Origin of the sequence: Yinghuangia soli (genome assembly GCF_021502675.1) — a bacterium.
Lineage (GTDB): Bacteria > Actinomycetota > Actinomycetes > Streptomycetales > Streptomycetaceae > Yinghuangia > Yinghuangia soli.
Window position 1 is genome coordinate 147,632 of the sequence record NZ_JAKFHA010000003.1, and the last position, 22,174, is coordinate 169,805.

At 72.4% G+C, this 22,174-nt stretch carries 20 protein-coding genes and 1 riboswitch; of the genes, 10 read left to right on the plus strand and 10 right to left on the minus strand.

Annotated features, from left to right (window positions below):
- Positions 1 to 79 precede the first annotated feature (79 nt).
- Positions 80 to 1,108 (plus strand): EamA family transporter, encoded by a 1,029-nt coding sequence (locus LZ495_RS07630; RefSeq protein WP_235051235.1) that lies wholly within the window; start codon positions 80 to 82, stop codon positions 1,106 to 1,108.
- On the opposite strand, the gene LZ495_RS44725 is transcribed toward LZ495_RS07630, so the two are convergent.
- The 4 genes from LZ495_RS44725 to LZ495_RS07650 all read right to left on the minus strand — a co-directional run bounded on the left by LZ495_RS44725 (position 1,088) and on the right by LZ495_RS07650 (position 5,332).
- A complete protein-coding gene (locus tag LZ495_RS44725) occupies positions 1,088 to 2,776 on the minus strand; it encodes a DUF11 domain-containing protein (RefSeq protein WP_235051236.1) in 1,689 nt (562 codons plus the stop codon). The two genes, LZ495_RS07630 and LZ495_RS44725, sit on opposite strands and share 21 nt — an antisense overlap.
- Positions 2,777 to 3,187: 411 nt before the next feature.
- On the minus strand, positions 3,188 to 3,850 hold the full coding sequence (locus LZ495_RS07640; protein WP_235051237.1) for an HAD family hydrolase: 663 nt from the start codon (positions 3,848 to 3,850) through the stop codon (positions 3,188 to 3,190).
- A 43-nt stretch (positions 3,851 to 3,893) separates the two neighbouring features.
- Positions 3,894 to 4,673, minus strand: a complete 780-nt coding sequence (locus LZ495_RS07645) for a VOC family protein (protein ID WP_235051238.1) — start codon at positions 4,671 to 4,673, stop codon at positions 3,894 to 3,896.
- A gap of 161 nt (positions 4,674 to 4,834) precedes the next feature.
- A complete protein-coding gene (locus LZ495_RS07650) occupies positions 4,835 to 5,332 on the minus strand; it encodes a GNAT family N-acetyltransferase (protein WP_235051239.1) in 498 nt (165 codons plus the stop codon).
- Positions 5,333 to 5,505: 173 nt separating this feature from the next.
- Between LZ495_RS07650 and LZ495_RS07655 the strand changes: the two genes are divergently transcribed.
- Positions 5,506 to 5,778, plus strand: a complete 273-nt coding sequence (locus tag LZ495_RS07655; RefSeq protein ID WP_235051240.1) for a hypothetical protein — start codon at positions 5,506 to 5,508, stop codon at positions 5,776 to 5,778.
- Between the two features lie 106 nt (positions 5,779 to 5,884).
- A complete protein-coding gene (locus LZ495_RS07660; protein WP_235051241.1) occupies positions 5,885 to 6,331 on the plus strand; it encodes a nitroreductase family deazaflavin-dependent oxidoreductase in 447 nt (148 codons plus the stop codon).
- Between the two features lie 45 nt (positions 6,332 to 6,376).
- On the opposite strand, the gene LZ495_RS07665 is transcribed toward LZ495_RS07660, so the two are convergent.
- Positions 6,377 to 7,018, minus strand: coding sequence for a maleylpyruvate isomerase N-terminal domain-containing protein (locus LZ495_RS07665; protein ID WP_235051242.1), 642 nt, complete (start codon positions 7,016 to 7,018; stop codon positions 6,377 to 6,379).
- A complete protein-coding gene (locus LZ495_RS07670; RefSeq protein WP_308267811.1) occupies positions 7,015 to 8,118 on the minus strand; it encodes a sigma-70 family RNA polymerase sigma factor in 1,104 nt (367 codons plus the stop codon). The genes LZ495_RS07665 and LZ495_RS07670 overlap by 4 nt, the downstream gene beginning before the upstream one ends.
- Before the next feature lie 124 nt (positions 8,119 to 8,242).
- Here LZ495_RS07670 and LZ495_RS07675 point away from each other — a divergent pair, with 124 nt between their 5' ends.
- The 3 genes from LZ495_RS07675 to LZ495_RS07685 all read left to right on the plus strand — a co-directional run bounded on the left by LZ495_RS07675 (position 8,243) and on the right by LZ495_RS07685 (position 11,905).
- Positions 8,243 to 9,769, plus strand: a complete 1,527-nt coding sequence (locus tag LZ495_RS07675) for an MFS transporter (RefSeq protein ID WP_235051244.1) — start codon at positions 8,243 to 8,245, stop codon at positions 9,767 to 9,769.
- Between the two features lie 80 nt (positions 9,770 to 9,849).
- The gene (locus tag LZ495_RS07680) at positions 9,850 to 10,293 is read left to right on the plus strand and encodes a GNAT family N-acetyltransferase (protein ID WP_235051245.1); all 444 of its coding nucleotides are present in this window, start codon (positions 9,850 to 9,852) and stop codon (positions 10,291 to 10,293) included.
- Between the two features lie 262 nt (positions 10,294 to 10,555).
- The gene (locus tag LZ495_RS07685) at positions 10,556 to 11,905 is read left to right on the plus strand and encodes a M20/M25/M40 family metallo-hydrolase (RefSeq protein ID WP_235051246.1); all 1,350 of its coding nucleotides are present in this window, start codon (positions 10,556 to 10,558) and stop codon (positions 11,903 to 11,905) included.
- 84 nt (positions 11,906 to 11,989) lie between these two features.
- On the opposite strand, the gene LZ495_RS07690 is transcribed toward LZ495_RS07685, so the two are convergent.
- Both LZ495_RS07690 and LZ495_RS07695 read right to left on the minus strand, forming a co-directional pair.
- Positions 11,990 to 12,967, minus strand: a complete 978-nt coding sequence (locus LZ495_RS07690; RefSeq protein WP_235051505.1) for a ribonucleotide-diphosphate reductase subunit beta — start codon at positions 12,965 to 12,967, stop codon at positions 11,990 to 11,992.
- 68 nt (positions 12,968 to 13,035) lie between these two features.
- The gene (locus LZ495_RS07695; protein ID WP_235051506.1) at positions 13,036 to 15,426 is read right to left on the minus strand and encodes a ribonucleoside-diphosphate reductase subunit alpha; all 2,391 of its coding nucleotides are present in this window, start codon (positions 15,424 to 15,426) and stop codon (positions 13,036 to 13,038) included.
- Between the two features lie 67 nt (positions 15,427 to 15,493).
- Positions 15,494 to 15,764, minus strand: a riboswitch (cobalamin riboswitch).
- Positions 15,765 to 15,965: 201 nt separating this feature from the next.
- Here LZ495_RS07695 and LZ495_RS07700 point away from each other — a divergent pair.
- Genes LZ495_RS07700 through LZ495_RS07710 form a run of 3 tightly spaced genes read left to right on the plus strand, consistent with a single transcriptional unit; the run spans position 15,966 to position 19,619 of the window.
- A complete protein-coding gene (locus LZ495_RS07700; protein WP_235051247.1) occupies positions 15,966 to 16,871 on the plus strand; it encodes a M24 family metallopeptidase in 906 nt (301 codons plus the stop codon).
- The gene (locus tag LZ495_RS07705; RefSeq protein ID WP_235051248.1) at positions 16,868 to 18,655 is read left to right on the plus strand and encodes an SDR family oxidoreductase; all 1,788 of its coding nucleotides are present in this window, start codon (positions 16,868 to 16,870) and stop codon (positions 18,653 to 18,655) included. The genes LZ495_RS07700 and LZ495_RS07705 overlap by 4 nt, the downstream gene beginning before the upstream one ends.
- Before the next feature lie 46 nt (positions 18,656 to 18,701).
- Positions 18,702 to 19,619 carry a metal-dependent hydrolase gene (locus LZ495_RS07710; RefSeq protein ID WP_235051249.1) on the plus strand — a complete coding sequence of 306 codons (918 nt, stop codon included), beginning with the start codon at positions 18,702 to 18,704 and terminating at the stop codon, positions 19,617 to 19,619.
- A gap of 93 nt (positions 19,620 to 19,712) precedes the next feature.
- Here the strand turns inward: LZ495_RS07710 and LZ495_RS07715 are convergent, their stop codons facing one another.
- Together LZ495_RS07715 and LZ495_RS07720 are read right to left on the minus strand one after the other, a co-directional pair.
- Positions 19,713 to 20,423, minus strand: a complete 711-nt coding sequence (locus tag LZ495_RS07715; protein ID WP_235051250.1) for a DUF4328 domain-containing protein — start codon at positions 20,421 to 20,423, stop codon at positions 19,713 to 19,715.
- 117 nt (positions 20,424 to 20,540) lie between these two features.
- Positions 20,541 to 21,518 carry an NADP-dependent oxidoreductase gene (locus LZ495_RS07720; protein ID WP_235051251.1) on the minus strand — a complete coding sequence of 326 codons (978 nt, stop codon included), beginning with the start codon at positions 21,516 to 21,518 and terminating at the stop codon, positions 20,541 to 20,543.
- Between the two features lie 213 nt (positions 21,519 to 21,731).
- Between LZ495_RS07720 and LZ495_RS07725 the strand changes: the two genes are divergently transcribed.
- Positions 21,732 to 22,124, plus strand: coding sequence for a PPOX class F420-dependent oxidoreductase (locus tag LZ495_RS07725; protein ID WP_235051252.1), 393 nt, complete (start codon positions 21,732 to 21,734; stop codon positions 22,122 to 22,124).
- The last annotated feature ends 50 nt before the right edge of the window (positions 22,125 to 22,174 follow it).

The following is a 22,174-nucleotide window of genomic DNA, read 5'->3' on the forward strand; positions in this document are numbered from 1 at the left end:
ACGGTGTGGTCTTGCGCCATGTCCGCGGTGCGCCCGTTTCGGATCCCTTTTCCCAGGTCCTGAAACGGAAGGCTTCTGCGTGTCCACGCAATCCTCTTCGGTGCTCTCCCCTGCCCTCGAACCGTCCCCGTCCCCGTCCTCGTCTACGTCGGCGGCCGCCCGCACGTTCGTGCGCGGGCCGCTGCTGATCCTGGTGGCCTGCCTGTTCTGGGGCACCACCGGCACGGTCGCCTCGCTCGCCCCGGCCGGGCCTGGTGCCGCGACCGTCGGCTGCACGGGCTTGTTCCTCGGTGGTCTGCTGCTGGCCCTGACCACGCGCGGCACGCTCGCCGTGCTGCGCGCGGTGTCGTGGCCGGAGCGGGCCGCGTTGCTGCTCGGTGCGCTGGCGGTGGCCGGCTATCCCCTGGTGTTCTACCCCGCGGTCGCGCGGACCGGCGTCGCGACGGCCACGGTCATCGCGTTGGCGGTGGCCCCGGTTTTCGCGGGCCTGCTGGAACGCACGGCGCTGCGGGCCCGCTGGTGCCTGGCGACCGGTACGGCGGTGGCCGGGTGCGCGTTGCTGGTGGCCGGCCAAGAGGCCGGCGGGGTCCGTGCGGACCTGGTCGGCATCGGCCTTGCGGCGGTCGGGGGGCTGGCGTACGCGGTGTACGCGACGGTCGGGGCGCGCCTGATCGAGCGCGGGCACTCCTCGCGCCCGGTGCTCGCGGTGATGTTCGGCGGCGCTGCGCTCGCGGTGCTGCCCGTGGCGGCCGCCGACATGCAGTGGCTGGCGACCGGCCGGGGTGCGGCGGTGGCGCTGCATCTGGGGGTGCTCACCACGGCCGTGGCGTACACGCTGTTCGGCTTGGGCCTGCGGCACACCACGGCCAGTGCGGCGACCGCGCTCACGCTCGGCGAGCCGGTCGCGGCCGCCGTACTGGGCATCGTGGTGCTGGGCGAACACATCGCCGCTGTCTCGTGGTTCGGGATGGCGCTGGTGCTGGCGGGCGTCACCGCGATGGCGTCGCCCGCCGACTCGGCGGCCATGCCGGAGGCGACCGCGCGGTCCGCTTCGGACGGCGGCGGCGAGGCGGACCGCGACGGACCGTCAGCCTCGCTGCCGGCGTGACCGCATGACGGCCCCGACGACCACCAGCAGCGTCCCCGCGATGAGGAGTCCGAAGGCGGACAGGACCGGCCCGGTGCCGGCCAGGCTGCCCCCGGGCTTCGGCTTGGGGAGCGGGGTGAAGGTGGTCGTCGGGGACGGCCCCGGCGTAGGCGGCGCGGTGGTGTGCGTCGGGGTAGGTTCCGGTGACGGTTCCGGCGTCGGGGTCGGGGGCGGCGGCGTCGGGTCCGGCGCGTATGGCGTGACGACCGGTTTGCCATCCTGCTCGACCGGGAGGTTGAGGGTCTCGGCCGTGTAGTCGATGCGCGCGAAGTTGGTGATGCCGTCGGCGGGGGCGTCCGCGCCGACGGTGACGTCGAAAGTGAAGGCGGCGGTCTCGCCGGGTGCGAGCCTGCCGCCGTCGGCGGCGTCGGCCCCGCTGCCGACGCGCATCCGCACCGTGCGCGTCGCCGCGTCGTACTCGCCGGTGTCGTCGCCCGCCTGGTCGGTGCGCGGCCCGGGTGCGGGGCCGTCGACCATGCGCAGCGATCCGGCGACGTATGCGGTGCCCGGCGGTACGGCGTCGGTGACGATGGTCTTCACGGAGGCGTCCATGCCGTCGTTTCGGTGCGTCACCGTATAGCGGAGCGTGTCCCCGGTCTTGGCGGGGTCGTGCCCCGACAGGTTCTCCACGGTCTTCGTCTCGCGCGCGAACTTGGGTGCGTACAGGTCGAATGTCGTGGTGATGACACCGGGGGCAAAGGCGTCCCCGGACGACAGTAGGTCGACGCGTGCGCTGCGCGCGTTGTTGCCGAGGATGCCCGGTGCGGAGACGGTCTTGACGTCGAAGCCGAACAGGTTGAGGTCGGGTGGCGTGCGGTCGGTGTACATCGCGCCGCGGACCGAGTTCTGCGAGTTGAAGAAGTTGTCGGCGGGGGTGACCGCGTCCGCGAGGTCCTGCCCGTCGAGTTGCATGCGGTCGCCGCCCCAGCCCTTTTCGCCTTCGTATGCGACGACGCCGATCTCGGCGTTGACCGGCCCGAAGGGCGGGGTGACGAAGCCGGAGACGGTGAGGTTGACCTGTTCGCGGGCGGCGACCGGTTCGATGCCGTGGAAGACGGTGAGGTCGCGCATCGGCAGGGCTTCGTCGCCGTAGACGACGACCAGGCTCCAGCCGGCGAAGCGGTCCTCACCAGTGCCCGCGGCCACGTTGCCGCCCCAATAGACGCCCGGTCCGGCGGACTTGACCAGGTCGGTGACGACGGCGTGCGCCTGGTAGACGCCGAACGCGGGGTCGTGGCCGCCGCCGTCCGCGGTGACCTGGACGTAGTCGGCCGAACCGGGCGGCTTGAGCTTCATGACGCGTCCGGAGGACGCGGGCGGCTGCCCGCCTGTGCCGGCCGTGGCGACGGCACCCCAGTAGAGGCCGGCCCACAGGACGCTGTCGCCGGACAGGAAGCGGACGTTCGAACTCGACGAGGAGTAGACCTGCCCTTTGCTGTCCGGGTCGGCATTGACCACGGCCATGTTCCAGAAGTTGTTGTTGACGTCCGGTCCTTGGCCGGTGCGCGCGACGATGCAGTCGGGGTCGGCGGACGGGCAGGACAGCAACGTGTTGCCGTAGAGCGCGATGGCGCCCGGCGCCTGGGTGCGGAACGCCTGGGCGAAGGGCTCGGGATAGGCGATCGGCACGGTGGCCTCCTGCGGCGAACCGGGAGGCGGGGGCGGCACCGTGGCCCGCGGCCGGAGCGCCGTGGCGCCCGGTGCAGGAGCCTGCGCGGGGGCGGGCCGCGGTGGGAACGGCAGCGCGGGCGACGTCGCCGGGGCCGCCGCGGCGGAGCCGGCGGCCGGGCGCGGAGGAGCGGCTTGCGGCTGCGGGCTGGGTGCGGCGCCGACGCAGAGGCAGGCGCCCACAAGCAGGCCCGCTGCGGGGCGCGGGACGCGGAGAAGGTGCACGGGTCCATCGAACGCGCTGCGCCCGGGCGGACCGACCGCCACGCACAAGGGCACGGCGGATACCACTCGTTCGCGGCAATGCGCGGCGGCGGTCCGCGGAGCCGGGCGGGGTGGGAATGGCGGGTCGGATCCGACCCGCTCAGGGGGTCATCCCAGGCCGAGCAGCGAAGGCAGCTTGCGCATGTCGTCGAAGACGACGGTCCCGTCGCCGGTGAGCCGGTCCGCGGCGGTGAGGCCGCCCGCGTACGCGTATGACCGCATGCCGGCCGCGCGGGCCGCCAGGACGCCGTAGTGGCTGTCCTCGACGACGACGCATTCGGTCGGGGCGACGCCCATGCGTTCCGCGGCGTACAGGAAGACGTCGGGCGCCGGCTTGCCGAGGGCGACTTCGGTGGAGCTGAAGATGCGGCCTTCGAAGCGCGGGTAGAGGCCGGTGACGCCGAGCGTGTGGCGCATCTTCGCGTGGTCGCCGCCGGATGCGACGCAGGTGGCGACGGCGGGGAGGATGGCGTCAAGGGCTTCGCCGATGCCGTCGACCAAGGGCAGTCCGGCGTCGACTTCTTCGCGGTGCCGGCGGTGGAACACCTCGTCCCACTGGGCGCCCGCGCCGGTGCCGAGGTGCTCGTCGACGCTTGCCCGGATCGCCTGTGCGGAGCGTCCGATGAAGCGGTGGATCACCTCGGCCTCGTCCATGGGCCAGCCCATCGCGGCGAGGACTTCGACCTGCACGCGTACCGCGATCCGCTCGGAGTCCACGAGGACTCCGTCGCAGTCGAAGATGACGAGGCGGGGCGGACTGGCGGCGATCATGCTGCCACCCTATGCAGGTCCGCCCCGCCCGGCCGTCTCGGGGTCACATGCTCGACTTGAGCACGGCGAACACGCCGCCCTGCGGGTCCTGCAGCACGGCCATGCGTCCGGCCGACATGTCGAAGGCCGGCATCAGCAGGGTGCTGCGGGCGCGCACCGCGGCGGCGACCGTGCTGTCGACGTCGTCGACCGCGAAGTACGTCAGCCAGTGCGAGGGCGTGTCGGCGGGGATGTCGGGGTTCATCGGCTGTGCGCCGCCGACGACCCGGCCGGCGGCCAACATGCCGTGGTAGTCGGCCATCTCGGGCGTGGCCTCGAAGGTGACGCCGAAGACCGCCTCGTAGAACGGCAGCGCCTTGTCCAGGTCGCGGGTGTTGAGCTCGTTCCAGATCAGCGCGCCGGGCTCGTTGACCCGCTGCGCGCCGAAGAAGTCGATGCGCTGCCAGGCTCCGACCACAGCGCCGGACGGGTCGACGCAGACCAGCATGTGGCCTTGGTCGCCGACCTGCATCGGGGGGAAGAGGAGGGTGCCGCCGTTGGCGGTGACCTTGGCGGCGGTCTCTTCGATGTCGTCGACCGAGAGGTACGTCGTCCAGACCGTGGGCGGGGGCGGTCCGCCGTCCATCGCCATGGCAGGGCCGATGCCGGCGACCGGCTTGCCGCGCAGTTCGCAGATCGCGTACCCGCCGAATTCCGCGGGCCCTACTTCGCCGTTCCAGCCGAACAGGTCGGAGTAGTAGTCGATGGCGGCCTGTTGGTCGGACGCCATCAGGTCGGTCCAGCAGGGGGTGCCTTGCGTGTACGGCTCGTTGACCTCGGCCATGCCGCTCTGCCTCCAGCGAGGGGACGGGGTTATGAGGGTGCTGCGGGCCTGCTGCGAACGCAGACCCTCCCCAATGTCACCCTGCGGCGCGGGTGCCGCCACCGGAGCCCGCAGGCTCCGGCTCGCGGGCACCGCACCCCGAGCCGCCGCCGTTGCGCGGTTCAGCGCGTACGGCGGTAGCGGATCATCTGGCCGAGAAGCCCCGGCTCGGTCGCGTAGGCGGTCATGCCGAGGCGGGCGACGACGGCGACTGAGGCCTTGTTGCCCTCGTCCACCTCGGCGAGGACCGCGGGGAGCGCGAGGACGGTGAGGGCGTGCTCGACGACTGCCCGGGCGGCCTCGGTGGCGTAGCCGCGGCCCCGGCCGGACGCGGCCAGGCTGTAGTAGATCTCGGTGCCGGCGGCGTCGAGCGGGCGCAGGCCGACGGCGCCGGCCAGGTCATCGCTGCCGTGCACGCGGACGATCCACAGTCCGGCCTCGGCGGCGGATTCGCGCAGGCTGCGCTCGATGGCTCCGGCGGTGTACTCGAGGGTCACCGTCTCGCCGTCGAAGAGGAAGGCGCGGACCTCGGCGTCGGTCCAGTGCGCGTGCAGGATGTCGAGGTCGGCGCGGGCCGCGGGCTCCAGGGTGAGGCGCTCGGTCTTCAGGATGTCTGCCACCTGTTCACCATATGAGCGGTCCGCTCGGCCGACCGAGTGGTTTTCGGCCCATTCCGGCCCGGCAAGGCCGAGCGCCGACCGGTCGCGTGCAGGACTGCGCGGCCCGGTCGGGGGCAGCGCTTCAGGGGTGGGACCGCTGCCTTGTCTCACGGACACCGTCGAAAGGACTCGTCGTGAGGCGACCGACTCATCGCTATCAGTACGTGCGCCGCGAGCCCACGGTCATGGAGTACGTGGCGATGCTCGGGCCTGCGCTCGTGGTCGTCGGGCTCGGCTATCTGGCGTTGCTGCTGCTCATCGGCCTGGGCGGTGCGGGGGTGGCCGCGGTGGTGTGGGTGTGCGGCTTCTTCCTGTTCGCCGGCCTCGCGCATGCGCGGCCGACGCTGAAGCTGCTGCGCTGGGCGTGGCTGGCTGCGGGTGCGTGCGTGGTCCTCACCATGCTGTGACGCGGCGTGGCGTGACGCGGCGCGTATGCGTGTCGTCCCGCGGTCCGGATGCTAGACATTCCTGGACCGCAGGAACACCGGGACGACCGTGATCGGATGGGGAGCCATGCCGCTTGAGGGTGCCTACGAGCCGAGCCCGACGAAGTGGGTGCGGGACCAGGTGGAGCTGTACGAGAGCTCCGGGGGCAAGAAGGGCACCACGATCCGCGGCATGCCTGTCGTGGTGCTGACCACGCTCGGTGCCAAGAGCGGGAAGCTGCGCAAGTCTCCGGTGATGCGGGTGGAGCACGATGGTGCGTACGCGGCGGTGGCCTCGCTGGGCGGCGCCCCGAACAACCCGGTCTGGTACTACAACATCACCGCGAACCCGCTGGTGGAGCTGCAGGACGGCGAGGTGCGCCAGGACATGATGGCGCGCGAGATCTCCGGTGACGAGAAGCAGGTGTGGTGGGAGCGCGCGGTCGCCGCGTACCCGGACTACGCCGCGTACCAGCAGAAGACGGACCGGGACATCCCGGTGTTCGTGCTGGAGAAGGTCTCCGCGGACGCCTGACCGCGCACGGTCCGCGGCCCGTGGCGGAGGCGCTCCGCAGCGCACTCAGCGCGGGTTGCGGCCCAGGTACGCGACGAGCCGGTCGCTCGGGCAGGCGCCCGCGGCGACCGCGGCGCGCCGTGCGAACCACGGGTGGCGGTCGGCCTCGGGCACCAGCAGGCCGCCCACCGCGAGGAGTTCACCGGCGACCGGGGCCGGGATGGGCAGGTCGCGGCCGCATGCGCGGGCGATGTCCCAACCGTGCACGGAGACTTCCAGGGCCGCGGCGGCGGCCATGAGGTCGGTCGGCAGCAGTTGGTCGCCGATCGCGACCACGCGCGGGGCTGCGGCCCAGGCGCCCAGCAGCCCCACGGCGCGGTGCCGGAAGGCCGCCGCGGGGTCGGTAAACGGGTCGGCGAACGGGTCTGCGAACGGGTCTGCGAACGGGTCGTCGGCCGGGTCGCAGCCGCACGCGCAGCCGCAGGAGTCGCCGGACCGGTCCGGGGCGGCTGCCGTCTCGGGGCAGGCCACGAAGCCGGTGGCGACGCCCTCGGTGAGGGCCTCCAGCGACTCCCCCGCGTGCACGAGCAGCGTCCACAGGTCCCATTCGCGGCACGGCGTCGGACGGGACAGGAGCTCGGGCCGGACGCCGTGCACGGCGGTGACCGCGTAGCGCACGGCCTGGCCGAGCAGCGGCGGCGCGGTCACGGCACGAGGACCTTGCCGGGCACGACCGGCAGGCCGAACGTCGGGAACAGGTCCGGGTCGTGGAAGGCGACGACCTGCGCGACGGCCGGTCCGTGCGGGCCGTCGACGAGGTCGAGGACGTGGATCGCGTGCGCCTGCAGGACGCCGTCCGCGTCGGCCATGTAGACGCCGAAGGCGGGCTGCCCGTTGGCGCGCAGCGGCACGAAGCGCCAGCCGCGCCGGAATCCGGGGCAGTGCCGCAGCACCAGGCGGCCGATCTCCGCGCGGCCGCGGAACCAGTTCGGGACCGGCGGCATCTGCCAGACGGCGTCCTCGGTGAGCAGGCCCATCAGGGCGTCGATGTCGGCGGTCTCGAAGGCGCGCGTGTAGCGGTCGAGCAGGGCGCGCTGGTCGGCTTCGGCGGGCCGGACGACCTGCTCGGCGACCGGTGAAGCCTCGGCGAGGCGGGCCCGGGCGCGCTGCAGTGTGCTGTTGACCGCGGCTTCGCTGGTGTCGAGGAGTGCCGCGACCTCGGCGGCGCGCCAGGCCAGGACGTCGCGCAGGATGAGGACCGCGCGCTGCCGGGGCGGCAGGAACTGGAACGCGGCGGTGAGGGCGAGGCGCATCGACTCGCGGGCGGTGGCGACCGCGGCCGGGTCGCCGGCGAGGTCGGCGGGGCCTGCGGGCGGCTGCCCGAGGAGGGCGTCGGGGATCGGCTGGAGCCAGGCATGCCCGGGCAGTTCGGGGTCGAGGGCGCGGGTCGGGTCGGGGTCGGGCCCGCCGAGGCCGATGGGCAGGTCGCGGCGTTCGCGGCGCTCCAGGGCGCGCAGGCACACGTTGGTGGCGATCCGGTAGAGCCAGGTCCGCATCGAGGCGCGGCCTTCGAAGGCGCCGTACCCCTGCCAGGCGCGCATGAGCGTCTCCTGCACGAGGTCTTCTGCGTCGTGCACGGATCCGAGCATGCGGTAGCAGTAGGCGAGCAGCTCGGCCTGGACCGGTCCGGTGTCGCGGACGAAGTCCTCGTCCTGCCGCGGCTGCGTCATGGCCGCTCCTCTCGTCTCGTGCGCTGTGTGCCGTGCCGCCGCCAGGGCGCCTGGCGTACGGCCTCTCCTAGTACAGATCCCGCAGGGGTCCGAAACTCATCGCTCGTCCGGCCGCGGATTCCGGATGCGGCGGCGTGCGATGACTTTCCGGACCGGGGCGGATCGGTATTGGCGAGGAACCGATGCGTCCCAGGAGGCGACGATGCACGACAAGATCCGGCCGCCGGAGATCCCGGACGGCCCGTACCCGAATACCGCCCGCGGCCCTGATGCGGGCGCGGCAGGAGCCGACCCGAGGACGCGCCGCTGGGCGCTCGTCCTGGGTTCGGTGGCGTCGCTGATGGCGGCGCTGGACACCTTGGTGGTGTCGACGGCGCTGCACACGATCCGCCTCGACCTCGGCTCGTCCGCCGAGGAGTTGGAGTGGACGGTGAACGCCTACAACCTGAGTTTCGCGGTGCTGCTGATGCCGGCCGCGGCGCTCGGCGACCGGTTCGGGCGCCGCAGGATGTTCGCCGTCGGCCTGGGGATCTTCACGGCGGCGTCGGCGGCGTGCGCGCTGTCCGGGAACGTCGCGGCGCTGATCGCCGCGCGAGCTGTGCAGGGCCTGGGTGCCGCGCTGATCATGACGCTGGCGCTCGCGCTGGTCAGTGCCGCGTTCCCGGCCGAGCGCCGCGGCGTGGCGATCGGCCTTCTGGAGGGCGTGACCGGGCTCGGGGTGGCGCTGGGCCCGCTGGTCGGCGGTGCGGTGGCCGAGGGCCTGGCCTGGCAGTGGATCTTCTGGGTCAATGTGCCGATCGGGCTGGCGGCCCTGCCGTTCGTGCTGCGGAAGCTGCCGGAGAGCCACGGTCCCGACCGGGCTCTCGACCTGCCCGGCGTGGGGCTGGTGACCGCGGGCGCGTTCGGGGTCGTGTGGGCGCTGGTACGCGGCAACGCGGCCGGCTGGGGCAGCGCGGAGGTCGTGGGTGCGGCGCTGGCCGGTGCCGCCGCGCTGGCGGGCTTCGCGTGGTGGGAGATGCGCACGCCGGAGCCGATGCTGCCGATGCGGTTCTTCCGGTCGCGGGCGTTCTCGGCGGGCAATGCCGCGGTGTTCTTCACGCTGGCGTCGTTGTTCGTGGCGGTGTTCTTCCTGGCGCAGTTCCTGCAGACCGTGCTCGGGTACGGCCCGCTGGGTGCGGGCCTGCGGCTGATGCCGTGGACCGCGACGTTGTTCTTCTGCGCGCCGGTGGCCGGGGTGCTGGTGGACAAGATCGGCGAGCGGCCGCTGATGGTGTGCGGGATGGCGCTGCAGGCGATCGGGATGGCGTGGATCGCGCTGATCGCCGAGCCGGGCATGGGCTACGGGGCGATGGTCCCGGCGCTGGTCATCGCCGGGTGCGGCGTGTCGATGGCGATTCCGGCGGTGCAGACGTCGGTGGTGGGTGCGGTGAGCCATGCCGAGATCGGCAAGGCCGCCGGGGCGAACGGCATGATGCGGGAGCTGGGGGGCGTGTTCGGTATCGCGGTGGCGGTCGCGGTGTTCGCGTCCGCGGGCGGGTACGCGACCGTGGAGTCTTTCACCGACGGTTTCGTGGCCGCGTCGTATGCGGCCGTGGGCTTTGCGCTGCTCGGCGTGGTCGCGGGCCTGTGCCTGCCGGGCCGCCCGGGCACGACGGCCGCGCCGGAGGCTCCTTCGGCGCCCGATCCGGCCGAACTGGCCGGCTTGGCCGACTCGGCCCGGTCCCGCTGAGCCGCCCGGGCATCCGCCGCGGTCGCCACGCGCACGTCCGCTCCCCCGCGTGCGGCGATCGCGGCACATAGGGTCGGGTCATGGTGCAGTTCGATGAGAATCCCGACCGGGAGCGCAGGCTCTGGCTGGGGCGGCGCCTGGAGGCCGACAACACGGCCGCCTCGCCCGTCCTGGCCCGCATGAAGGGGCAGCCGGCCGCCGACGAATTCCCGGTGCACGTCTACGCGATCGGCGACGGCGGCGAGGTGGTCGGCGGGGTGGCCGGCAAGACGTGGGCGTACTGGCTGCACGTCGACCTCCTGTGGGTCGACAAGGAGCATCGCGGTGCGGGGCTGGGCGGGCAACTCCTGGCGCGGGCCGAGGAGATCGCCCGGACCGAGCATGGGTGCACGCATGTGCGGCTGGAGACCTGGGACTTCCAGGCCCCGGAGTTCTACCGCAAGAAGGGGTACGCGGTCGTCGGCGAGGTGCACGACTACCCGCCGGGGGTCACCGAGTACATCCTCGCCAAAAAGCTCGGCTGAGCGGCCGCACTCCCGGCCGCCGTCCGTCCCCGAGGCCGTCCCCGAGGCGGGGCGCGGCAGCACGAATCGGGGCCGTCCGGTCCGCGGCGTCGGGCCTTTGGGCCCGGCGGGTCGCGGCTTTCGCGGCCCCGGGCGGGGTGCCGGGGCGGACAGCATAGGGGTACCGGCCCGGTGGCGTGCGTGTCCCCGGGCCGGCCCGGACGGCCGGGCCCGGCTGCGGCTGCCCGGTTCCGCAAAACGCGCGGCGCGGAGGTGGACGGCGATGCACGACGGTCTCGAAGCCCGGGTCGACGGCCTGATGGACGGGCTGTGCGACGACTTGAAGCGGTTGACTCGGATCCCGTCGATCGCCTTCCCCGGCTACCCGGCCGAGCCGGTCGCCGAGGCGCACGACGCGGTGGTCGCGTTGCTGCGCGACGCTGGGGTGCAGGACATCGCGGCGCTGCGGCTGCCGGACACCGCCCCCGTGATCACCGGCCACATCCCGCCGCCGACCCCGGACGCCCCCACCGTGCTGCTGTACGCGCACTACGACGTGCAGCCGCCCGGCGACGAGTCGCTGTGGCAGACGCCGCCCTTCGAGCCGACCGAGGTCGACGGCGCGATCCACGGGCGCGGCGTCGCCGACGACAAGGCCAACCTCATGGCGCACATCGGGGCGCTGCGGGCGTTCGGCGGCCGCCCGCCGGTCGGCATCCGGATCGTGTTCGAGGGCCAGGAGGAGTACGGCAGCCCGTTCGACGACTACCCGGCCGCGCATCCGGACGAGTTCGCGTGCGATGCCATGGTGGTCGGCGACATGGGCAACATCCGTGCCGGGGTGGGCACGTTGACGACCGCGCTGCGTGGCGTCGTGGACGTCATCGTCGAGGTGCGGACGATCGCCGAGGCCAAGCACAGCGGCAACTTCGGCGGCCCTGCGCCGGACGCGCTCAAGGTGCTGGTCGCCGGGCTGGCCCGGCTGCACGACCACGACGGGAATGTGGCCGTGCCGGGTCTGCTGCGCCACGAGTGGGGCGGTGCGGGGTGGACCGACGAGGAGTTCCGCACGCTGGCCGGCGTCGAGGAGGGCCTGCCGCTGGTGGGCACGGGCGGGCTGGGCGAGCGCCTGTGGTCGGGTCCCGCGCTCACCATCACCGGTCTGGATGCGCCGCAGGTCGACACGGCGGCGTCCGCGGTGGTGCCGTATGCGCGGGCCAAGCTGAACCTGCGGGTGCACCCGCGCCAGGACGCTTTCGAGGCCGAGCAGTTGCTGATCGACTTCCTGTCCGCGCTGCGCCCGTATGGTGTGCCGCTGACGGTCCGCCGCTCGGGTGAGCCCGGGGCGGGTTTCGCGGCCGCGACCGAGGGCCCGGCGTACCGGGCCGCGCATCAGGCGCTGCGCGCCGCGTGGGGCAAGGACCCCGTGCATGCGGCGGCGGGCGGTTCGATCCCGCTGGTGGCGAGCCTGGCCGCGGCGCAGCCGCAGGCGGAGATCCTGCTGTTCGGGGCCCAGGACAGCCTGTGCAACCTGCACGGCCCGAACGAGCGGGTGCTGATCAGCGAGTTGCGCGGCACGGTGCTCGCGGAGGCGGAGTTCTTCCGCGCCTTCGCGGAGCAGTCCGCCGAGTAGCCCCCGCAGCGGGGCCATGAACCCGGGTGCCGCCGGCCTGAGCCGCGTCCGGCCGGCGGCACCCGTCCCAATATCAAGAACCGGCTAGAAGTCCTCGTCGAACGACACGGACCCGGTGACCGCCACCTGGTAGGCCGAGACGCGGCGTTCGAAGAAGTTCGCCAGTTCCTGCACGTCCTGCAGCTCCATGAACGCGAACGGGTTGGCCACCCCGTAGACCGGCGCCATGCCGAGCTGGGTGAGCCGCCGGTCCGCGACGTGCTGGAGGTAGGTGCGCATGTCGGCGACCGTCATGCCGGCCACGCCGCCGCCGAGGAGGTCCTCGGCGAACGCGGTCTCGGCTTCGACGGCCTCGGCGAGCATCTTGCGGACGTCCTCGGCGAGCGCCTCGTCGAACAGGTCCGGCTCTTCCGCGCGCACGGTCTCCACGACCTGGAAGGCGAAGTCCATGTGCGCGGACTCGTCGCGGAAGACCCAGTTGGTGCCGGACGCGAGTCCGTTGAGCAGGCCGCGCGAGCGCAGGAAGTAGACGTACGCGAAGGCGCCGTAGAAGAACAGGCCTTCGATGCACGCCGCGAAGCAGATCAGGTTGAGCAGGAACTGCCGGCGGTCCTCGCGGGTCTCCAGCCGTTCGAGGCCCATCGCCGAGTCGATCCAGCGGAAGCAGAACTCCGCCTTGCGCCGGATCGAGGGGATGTGCTCGACGGCCGCGAAGGCCTTGGCGCGCTCGTCCGGGTCGGGCAGGTAGGTGTCCAGGAGCGTCAGGTAGAACTGGACGTGGACGGCTTCCTCGAACAGCTGGCGCGACAGGTACAGGCGCGCCTCGGGGGCGTTGATGTGCCGGTACAGGTTGAGCACCAGGTTGTTGGCGACGATGGTGTCGCCGGTCGCGAAGAACGCGACCAGCCGCTGGACCAGGTGGCGTTCGGCCGGGCCGAGCTTGTCCAGGTCGGCGAGGTCGGAGTGCAGGTCGACCTCTTCGACGGTCCACGTGTTGCGGATGGCCGCCCGGTACTTCTCGTAGAAGTCCGGGTAGCGCATCGGGCGCAGCGTGAGGTTCATGCCCGGGTCCAGCAGCCGCGGCGCCGGGGCGGTGCCGTTGCTCTGGGCCGGGACGACGGGGGCGGTGGTCACTGGCACGCCTCGCAGGATTCGGGGTTCTCCAGGGAGCAGGCGATGGCGTCTTCGTCGGCGACGGCCGCGGGGGCGGCGGCGACGGTGGCCTGCTGGATGCGGGTCGCGGGGCGCGAGCGCAGGTAGTACGTGGTCTTCAGGCCGGTGGACCAGGCGTAGCGGTACATCGAGGACAGCTTGCCGATGGTCGGGTCGGCCATGAACAGGTTGAGCGACTGCGACTGGTCGATGTACGGCGAGCGCGCGGCGGCCAGGTCGATGAGCGCGCGCTGCGGCAGCTCCCACGCGGTGCGGTAGAGCAGGCGTACGTCGGCGGGCAGTTCGGTGATGTCCTGCACGGAGCCCTCGGCGCGCTTGATGCGGTCGCGGACCTCGGCGGTCCACAGGCCGCGGGCCTTGAGCTCGCGCACCAGGTAGGTGTTGATCTGCAGGAACTCGCCGGAGAGCGTCTCGCGCTTGAAGAGGTTGGAGACCTGCGGCTCGATGCACTCGTAGGCGCCCGCGATGGAGGCGATGGTCGCGGTGGGGGCGACCGCGATGAGCAGCGAGTTGCGCAGGCCGTGTGCGGCGACCTTGTCGCGCAGGGCGTCCCAGCGCTTGGTCTGGGTAGGCGTGACGCCGTCCCAGAGGTCGGGCTGGAGGCGGCCGCGGGCGGCGTGGGTCTCCTGGTAGGCGGGGTGCGGGCCGGCCTCGGCGGCCATATCGCAGCTGGTCTCCAGCGCGGTGAGGTAGATCTCCTCGGCGATGCGCGTGGACAGTTCGCGGGCTTCGGCGGAGTCGAAGGGCAGGCCGAGCGAGAAGAACACGTCCTGGAGGCCCATGACGCCGAGGCCGACGGGGCGCCAGCGCGGGTTGGACGCGGCGGCCTGCTCGGTCGGGTAGTAGTTGATGTCGATGACGCGGTCGAGGAAGGTGACCGCGGTGCGCACGGTGGTGCGCAGCTTCTCCCAGTCGATGCCGCCGTCGGCGACGTGCGCGCCGAGCTGGACGGAGCCGAGGTTGCACACCGCGGTCTCGCCGTCGCTGGTGACCTCGAGGATCTCGGTGCACAGGTTGGACAGGTGCACGACGTTGGCGGGGTCGGCGGCCTGGTTGCAGGTGCGGTTGCTGGCGTCCTTGAAGGTCATCCAGCCGTTGCCGGTCTGCGCGAGGGTGCGCATCATGCGGGCGTAGAGCTCGCGGGCCGGCATCTGGCGGACGAAGCGGCCGTCGCGTTCGGCCTGTTCGTAGACGGCGTCGAACTTCTCGCCCCACAGGTCGGGCAGCTCGGGGAAGTCGTTCGGGTCGAAGAAGGACCACACGCCGTCGGCCTCGACGCGGCGCATGAACAGGTCGGGGATCCAGTTCGCCAGGTTGAGGTTGTGGGTGCGGCGGGCTTCCTCGCCGGTGTTGTCGCGCAGTTCGAGGAATTCCAGGATGTCCGGGTGCCACGGCTCCAGGTAGACGCACGCGGCGCCCTTGCGCTTGCCGCCCTGGTTGACCGCCTGGACGGACGCGTCGAGGGTGTTGAGCCACGGGACGATGCCGTTGGAGTGGCCGTTGGTGCCGCGGATGAGGGCGCCGCGCGAGCGGACCCGGGACCAGGCGACGCCGATGCCGCCGGCGAACTTCGAGAGGCGGGCGATGCGGCCGTACATCTCGTAGATGGACTCGATGTTGTCCTGCGGCGAGTCGAGCAGGTAGCAGGAGGACATCTGGGTGTGCCGGGTGCCGGAGTTGAACAGCGTCGGCGAGCTGGGCAGGTACGCGAGCGAGGAGAGCAGCCGGTAGAAGCCGATGGCCTCCTCGGCGGTCTTGGACAGGCCGCAGGCGACGCGCAGGAGGAAGTGCTGCGGGGTCTCGACGACGTCGCGGTTCACCGGGTGCCGCAGCAGGTAGCGGTCGTAGACGGTGCGCAGGCCGAAGTACTCGAAGCGGCGGTCGGCTTCGGTGTCGATCGCGGCGTCGAGTCCGGCGGCGTGCGCGGCCACGAAGGCGGCGGTCTCGTCGCCGATGAGGCCTTCGGCGTGGCCGAGCGCGATGCCGGTGCTGAAGGACTCGATGCCCTGGCGGCGGACCTCGGCGTCGATGGTGCGGGCCAGCAGGCGGGCGGCGAGGCGGGAGTACTCGGGTTCCTCGGCGATGAGTTCGGCCGCGGTGCGGACGACGAGGGCGTCGAGTTCGGCGGTGGTGGCGCCGTCGTAGAGGCCGGCCAGGGCGCGGGCGGCGACCCGGGCGGGCACCACGTCGGGCAGGTCGCCGGCGAGTGCGGCGATGCCGGCGAGGACCGCTTCGCGGCTGGGCAGGGGGCTCGCGGGGGTGACCGGGATTCCGGTGAGCGCCTCGGCAATTGCGGACGATTCATCGGAAACCGGGCGAGTCTGGGCGCGCGAAATCGCGCTGTCCATGACGGTCACGGGGCTCTCTCCTCGCGAGCTCGAATGTGCGGTGACCACACCGCGCGGGCCGACAGGAAGCACGCGCGGGCAACTGGCAGGTCTTCGGACTTGCGGGCATGCCGGACACCGGCACGCCGTGGGCGCACCGGGCCGCGGAGTTCCTAGTGGCCGTCGCTTCCCCCGGCCCGAAGGCCGGAGTGCTTTGGTGACGGCGGTCGTTCCCGCTCACCGCTGCGAGAGCAGTCCCGGCTTGCCGCGTCAGCTGCACCGACTCGCGTCGGACCGCCGGACACCCGGGTTCCCTCTTCAAGGACCAATGCCGCCTGACGGGACATCAGCACCTTTTCGCCGCCTGCTCCCAGAGTGCGGAGCAGGCGAACCAGCTGCGAGCAGGAGCATATATGTAGTGGCCGGTCTCGCATGTGACCCCTACTGGTTGTGTCCCGCGTGTCGCGCGGCACGTGTCGGGACAAGGGGGGTTCCGTCCCGGACTACCTGCGGGTATGTTACCCCCGGTAACACCTCGATCCCCAGGGAAGGTGGTCGGCATGGCGACCCTGCTCACGGACGCGCCCCCCGGCATGACCGCCGCGGACATCGACGGCTTCCGCGCGGTCCAACGCCTTGCGTACGACTGCGCCGAGGCGGTCGCCGCCCGGCTGCACCCCGGCACCACCGAGCGCGAGGCGACCGCGATGATGCGCCGCTGGCTCACCGAGCGCGGCGTGCGCGACTGGCTGCACCTGCCCTTCGCGTGGTTCGGCGACCGCACCGCCTTCACCGGCTTCAAAGTGCCGCACCAGTTCTTCGCCACCGGCCGCCGGCTGACCGAGGGCATGCCGTTCATCCTCGACGTGGCGCCGGTCTACAACGGATACACCGCGGACATCGGCTACACCACGTCGCTGGGCCCCAACCGGGTCGTGGACCGCCTGCTGGACGACCTCGCCACGCACCGCGCGTTCATCCTCGAGGCCGTGCAGGCGGGCCGGACGCTGCGTCAGATCTACCTGGACGTCGACGCCCTGATGGCCCGTCAGGGCTACGAGAACCGGCACCGCGCCTACCCCTTCGGGGTCATCGCGCACCGCGTCGGCAAAGTCCCAGACGCGCGCTTCCGCCCGCACGCCTTCGGCTTCGGCCAGAACGCGCTGCGCGGCCTCCTCAAGGACGGCGTACGCGGCCACCGCGAGGGCTGGTCGCCGCTGTGGAACCACCGCAAGATGTCCGACCACCCGGCCACGCCGGGCCTGTGGGCGGTCGAGCCGCACGTCGGATTCCGCGGTGTGGGCGCCAAGTTCGAGGAGCTCCTCGTGGTCGAGGCGGACGGGCACGCGTACTGGCTCGACGACGACCTGCCGCACGTGCACCGCTGGGCCGACCGCGGCCTGCACGGCACCGCGGTCACCGGCACCGCCCCGGACCGCCTCGACACCCTGAAGGAGCCGGTGTGACCTCCCTCTACAGCCTGCCCGGGGCCCGCCGGTTCGAGGTCACCGCACCGGACGGCGTACGCCTCGCCGCGGTCGAGGCGGGCGCCGCCGACGGCCCGACCGTGGTCCTCGTGCACGGCTACCCGGACACCAAGGAGATCTGGACGGACGTCGCCGAACGCCTCGCCGACACCTACCGGGTGGTCGCGTACGACGTACGCGGCGCGGGCGAGTCGAGCCGCCCCGAGGCGACCTCGGCGTACGCGCTGCACCACCTCGCGGACGACTTCGAGGACGTCCTCGACGCGGTCGCCCCCGAGGGCAAGGTGCACGTGGTCGGCCACGACTGGGGCTCCGTACAGGCCTGGGAGTTCGTCACCACGCCGCGCATTGCGGGCCGTATCGCGTCCTTCACCACGATCTCCGGGCCCAGCCTGGACCATCTCGCGCTGGTCACCCGGGAAGGCCTGACCCGGCCCACGCCCAAGCGCGTGTCGCGCAACGTCGAGCAGGCGTTCCGGTCCTGGTACGTCTACGCCCTGCACGTACCCGTCGCCCCCGAGATGGCCTGGCGCGGACTGCTCGGCAAGCACTGGCCCGCACTGCTGGCCAAGGGCGAGAAGACCCTCGGCGCGCCGGAGCCGTCGCTGCCCGAGGACGCGGCGTTCGGCGCCAAGCTCTACCGCGCCAACGTCCGGCACCGGATGGCCAATCCGCGCGGCGATGCGACCACCGACATCCCCGTCCAGCTGGTGGTGCCGGACCGCGACAAGTTCCTCGCGAAGCGGCTGTACGACGAACTGCATCGCTTCGCACCGAACCTGACGCGCCGCCAGGTCTCCGGCGGGCACTGGGTGCCGCGTACCCGCCCCGATCTGCTGGCCCGCTGGATAGGAGAGTTCGTGGACCGCGTGGAGCGCGACGCGGTGCCCGCACCCGCTGCCGCCAAGGGCCGCAAGGCCCGCCGCGACGAGGACAACCGGCGCCGCTTCGCGGGGCAGCTGGCCGTCATCACCGGCGCGGGCAGCGGCATCGGCCGGGCCACCGCACTCGCCCTCGCGGAGGCCGGCGCGCGCCTGGTGCTGGTCGACCGCGACGGCGCCTCCGCGGCGCGCACCGCGGACCTGGCCGAAGTCCTCGGCGCGGTGGGGGCGTACCCGGAGACCGTGGACGTCTCGGACGCCGAGGCGATGGAGCAGCTCGCCGAGAAGGTGCGGGCCGCGCACGGCGTGCCCGACCTCGTGGTCAACAACGCGGGCATCGGCATCGCCGGGTCGTTCCTGGACACCTCGCCCGAGGAGTGGAAGCGCACGCTGGACGTGAACCTGTGGGGCGTCATCCACGGGTGCCGGCTGTTCGGCGCGATGATGGTCGAGCGCGGGCAGGGCGGCCACATCGTCAACACCGCCTCGGCGGCCGCGTTCCAGCCGTCGAAGTCGCTGCCCGCGTACTCGACGTCGAAGGCCGCGGTGCTGATGCTCAGCGAGTGCCTGCGCGCCGAGTTCGCCGCGCACGGCATCGGGGTCACCGCCATCTGCCCGGGCTTCGTGGCCACCGGCATCACCGGCGCCACGCGCTTCGTGGGCACGAGCTCCGACCAGGAGCGGTCGCTGCGCGAGAAGACGACCAAGGCGTACAAGCGGCGCGGTTACCCGCCGGAGAAGGTCGCCGACGCCATCCTGCGCGCGGTCGGCCGCAACACCGCCGTGCAGCCCGTCACCCCCGAGGCGCGCGCCGCCCGGGCCGCGTCGCGCTTCACGCCGCGCGTGCTGCGCGCGCTGGCCCGCGTCGACCTGCCCAAGTGACCGGCCCCCGCCCCTCCCCTCGACCGCAGAACAGGAGGTCACCGCAATGACCGCGGTCATCCCCGCGTCGGTCTCCGACACGCCGATCCGCCCGCGCCGCGTGGCGTTCGACTGGCAGGACACCCCGGTCCACTGGATCCCGGGCGACGCTCCCAGCACCCACCTGATCAACGTCCTGCACCTGCTGCTGCCGGCCGGCGAGAAGTGGTTCGTGCAGGTCTACAAGGAGGCCCTGCCGCTCATCACGGACGACAAACTCCGCGAGGACGTCCGGGGGTTCATGGGCCAGGAGTCGGTGCACTCGTACTCGCACGCGGCGGTCCTGGACCACCTGCGCGCGCAGGGCATCGAGACGCGCGGCTACACGCAGCGCCTGGAGTGGTTCTTCTTCGACTTCCTGGGCGACAAGCCGTACATCCCGATGCCCAAGGGCGAGTGGCTGCGGTTCCGGCTGTCGCTGATCGCGGCCATCGAGCACTTCACCGCACTGCTGGGCGCCTGGGTACTGGACGCCGAGGAACTGGACATCATCGGCGCCGACCCGATGATGCTGGACCTGCTGCGCTGGCACGGCGCGGAGGAGGTCGAGCACCGCTCGGTCGCCTTCGACCTGTACCAGCACCTGGGCGGCCCGCTGCGCTACCCGCGGCGCATCGAGGGGATGCTCTTCACCGCCCCGATGCTGCTGTGGCTGTGGCAGATGGGCGCCAGCTACCTGATGCGGCAGGACCCGACGATCCCTGACCGCCGGTACAAGTTCCGCGACATGATGCGCGCGTCGGCGCAGGGCCGGGTGCCGAGCTACGTCGAGCTGATCGTCGCGATCCCCCGCTACCTGAAGCCGTCGTACCACCCGGAGGGCGAGGCCTCCACGCAGAAGGCGCTGGACTACCTGGCGAGTTCACCGGCCGCACTCGAGGCCGACCGGCGCGCCGCGGAACGGCGCCGCCGGCTCAGCGCCTGAGGCGCACAGAAGACGTTCCGCCATCGCGGAACCGGGCGGGGCCAGGGTACGGGAGCACCCTGGCCCCGCCTTCCGCTGACTTCGGGGCGGTGGTCAGCGCGGGTCGGACTGCATGGTGGTGATGCGGTGGACCATCGTGACGGCGAAGACGGCGGCGACGGTCAGGCAGATGCCCGAGAAGGCGCCGAGGACGCAGGAGCGTTGTGCGGCGTCGAAGTACTCGGCTGCCGTCACCTCGCCGGACTCCACCTCGCCCGCATACGAACGCGCCAGGAGCATCCTCCCGTAGAGAAACCAGCCGGCCGCGAAGGTCAGCGCCCAGCCCCAGATCACGACGTGCCGGACACGCGAGGTTCCGGCATCCGCAGGCTGCGGGCCGACACTCCCCTTCCAGGTGTCGTGCGCCACGACGGCAGGTATCACTGCGCTGGCCAGCGGGATGAACCAGCCGCCGATCGCCATGCCCTTGCCCAGGTTGCGCGGCCCGGGGGCGATCACGTCCACGTTCGCGCGGGCCCGGTGGAACCAGACGATGAACGGGATGGCGGCGGCAAAGAGCAGCATCATCGGGACGCCCCAGGCGAACCACAGCAGGGGGTCGGCGAACACGTTCTGGCCGTCCCAGTCTTCTTGACCGAGACCGCTGAACTCGCCGGCCCGCTTCAGCTGCACCACGGCAGAGAACAGCGCAAGGGTGCCGACCACTCCGACGCTGACCGACGCCGCCCGCGCCCAGTTCTTCAGCGGCCGGACCACCGCCACCGGTCTCGGGGACGGGGAGACCTCGGATATGCCCGCGGACATGGCTGCGCCCTTTCGCTCGCGACCGGGCGGCCCGTGCCGTGCCGTATCGCGCGGAGCATCTTGCCGGGACCTGCGGCAACTGTCGACCGCCTTGTTGGCCGTGGCGGCGGATGCCGCTCAGCCGGGCAGGACCGACAAGACGATCTTGCCGGTGGTCCGTCCCGTTTCGCCGAGTTCGTGGGCCTTGGCGGCGTCGGCGAGCGGGAAGACCGCGTCGACGAGCACCCGCAACTTCCCCGCCTCGACGAGTGCGGTCAGGGCCTCCAGCGCGGTGTGGTCGGGTTCGACGAGCATGAAGCCGGCCCGGACGCCCGCTGCTTCGGCCTCGGCGGTCGGGTAGGTGGCCGACGAGGGCAGCGAGACCAGGATGCCGCCGCGGCGCAGTGTGGCGAACGAACGTGTCGTGTATTCGCCGCCGATCGCGTCCAGGACCACGTCCACGTCGCGCACCGCCTCCGCGAAGTCCTGGGTGCGGTAGTCGATCAGCTCGTCGGCGCCCAGTTCGCGGAGCAGGTCGTGCTTGGCGGCACCGGCGGTCCCGATGACATACGCGCCGCGGCTCTTCGCGATCTGGACGGCCAAGTGCCCGACTCCCCCGGCCGCCGCGTGGATGAGCACCCGTTGCCCCGGCCGGACGTCGGCGGTGTCGACGAGGGCCTGCCAGGCGGTCAGTCCGGCCAACGGGATGGCGGCGGCGTGGATGTGGTCGAGCCCTGCGGGCTTGCGGGCAAGGTGGCGCGGCGGTGCGGTGAGGTACTCGGCGTACGCGGAGGCGGGCTGCGGGAACCGGGGCATGCCGTACACCTCGTCGCCGGGCTTGAAGCGCGTCACGCCGGGGCCGACGGCCTCGACCACGCCGGAGACGTCGTGGCCGACCGTGAACGGCGGCGTGGTGCCGATGGCGAACCGGCCACGTGCCCGGGTCTTCCAGTCGGTCGGGTTGACGGCTGCGGCGTGCACTTTGACGAGGACTTCGACGGGGCCGGGGACCGGGCGTTCGACCTCGGTGAGGGTGAGGACCTCCGGGCCGCCGGCGCGGTCCTGGACGATCGCGTGCATGCGCTGCGGGGCGTCGGCGGTGGGCGGGGTCGTCATCCGGGGCTCCCAGGTCGGTGCGGCGTTCCGCGGCCGGCATCGCCGCGGTCCCCGCCCATCCTCGGGACCGGACGGGCCCGGATCGAGCCGCCTCGCTGCCAAATCCCGTGAAGATCCGGCCACCGGATCCGCACCGCGCCGATGAGTTTGCGCGCCCGCGCGAGTCTGCATTCACAGCGGGCCGAGGGAGCCCGTCCGACGAGGGGATCGCCCATGTCCACGACGTTTTCCGAGGCCGCCCGCGCGTTGTTCGCCGGGCCGAACTACGCCCACCTGGCGACGCTGTTGCCGGACGGCTCGCCGCACAGTGTGCCGCTGTGGGTGGACCTGGAGGGGGACCGCATCGTGTTCCTCACCGGGCCTGGTTCGCGGAAGGCGCGCAACATCGCCAAGGACGCGCGCGTCTCCCTCTCGGTGCTCGATGCGCAGGACCCCACGCGGATGGCCCACGTGCGCGGCCGGGTGACCGCGCTGGTGGACGGAGATGAGGGTTGGGCGATCATCGACCGCATCGCGCACAAGTACACCGGGGCGCCTTATCCGCTGCGTGCGGACCGGGTGGTGTTCCTCGTCGAGGTGGAGCACGCCGGGGCCGTGGCTTTCTAGGAACACCGCAGCGCCGGCTGCTACACCGGCCGGCCCATGGCAGAGCCCGT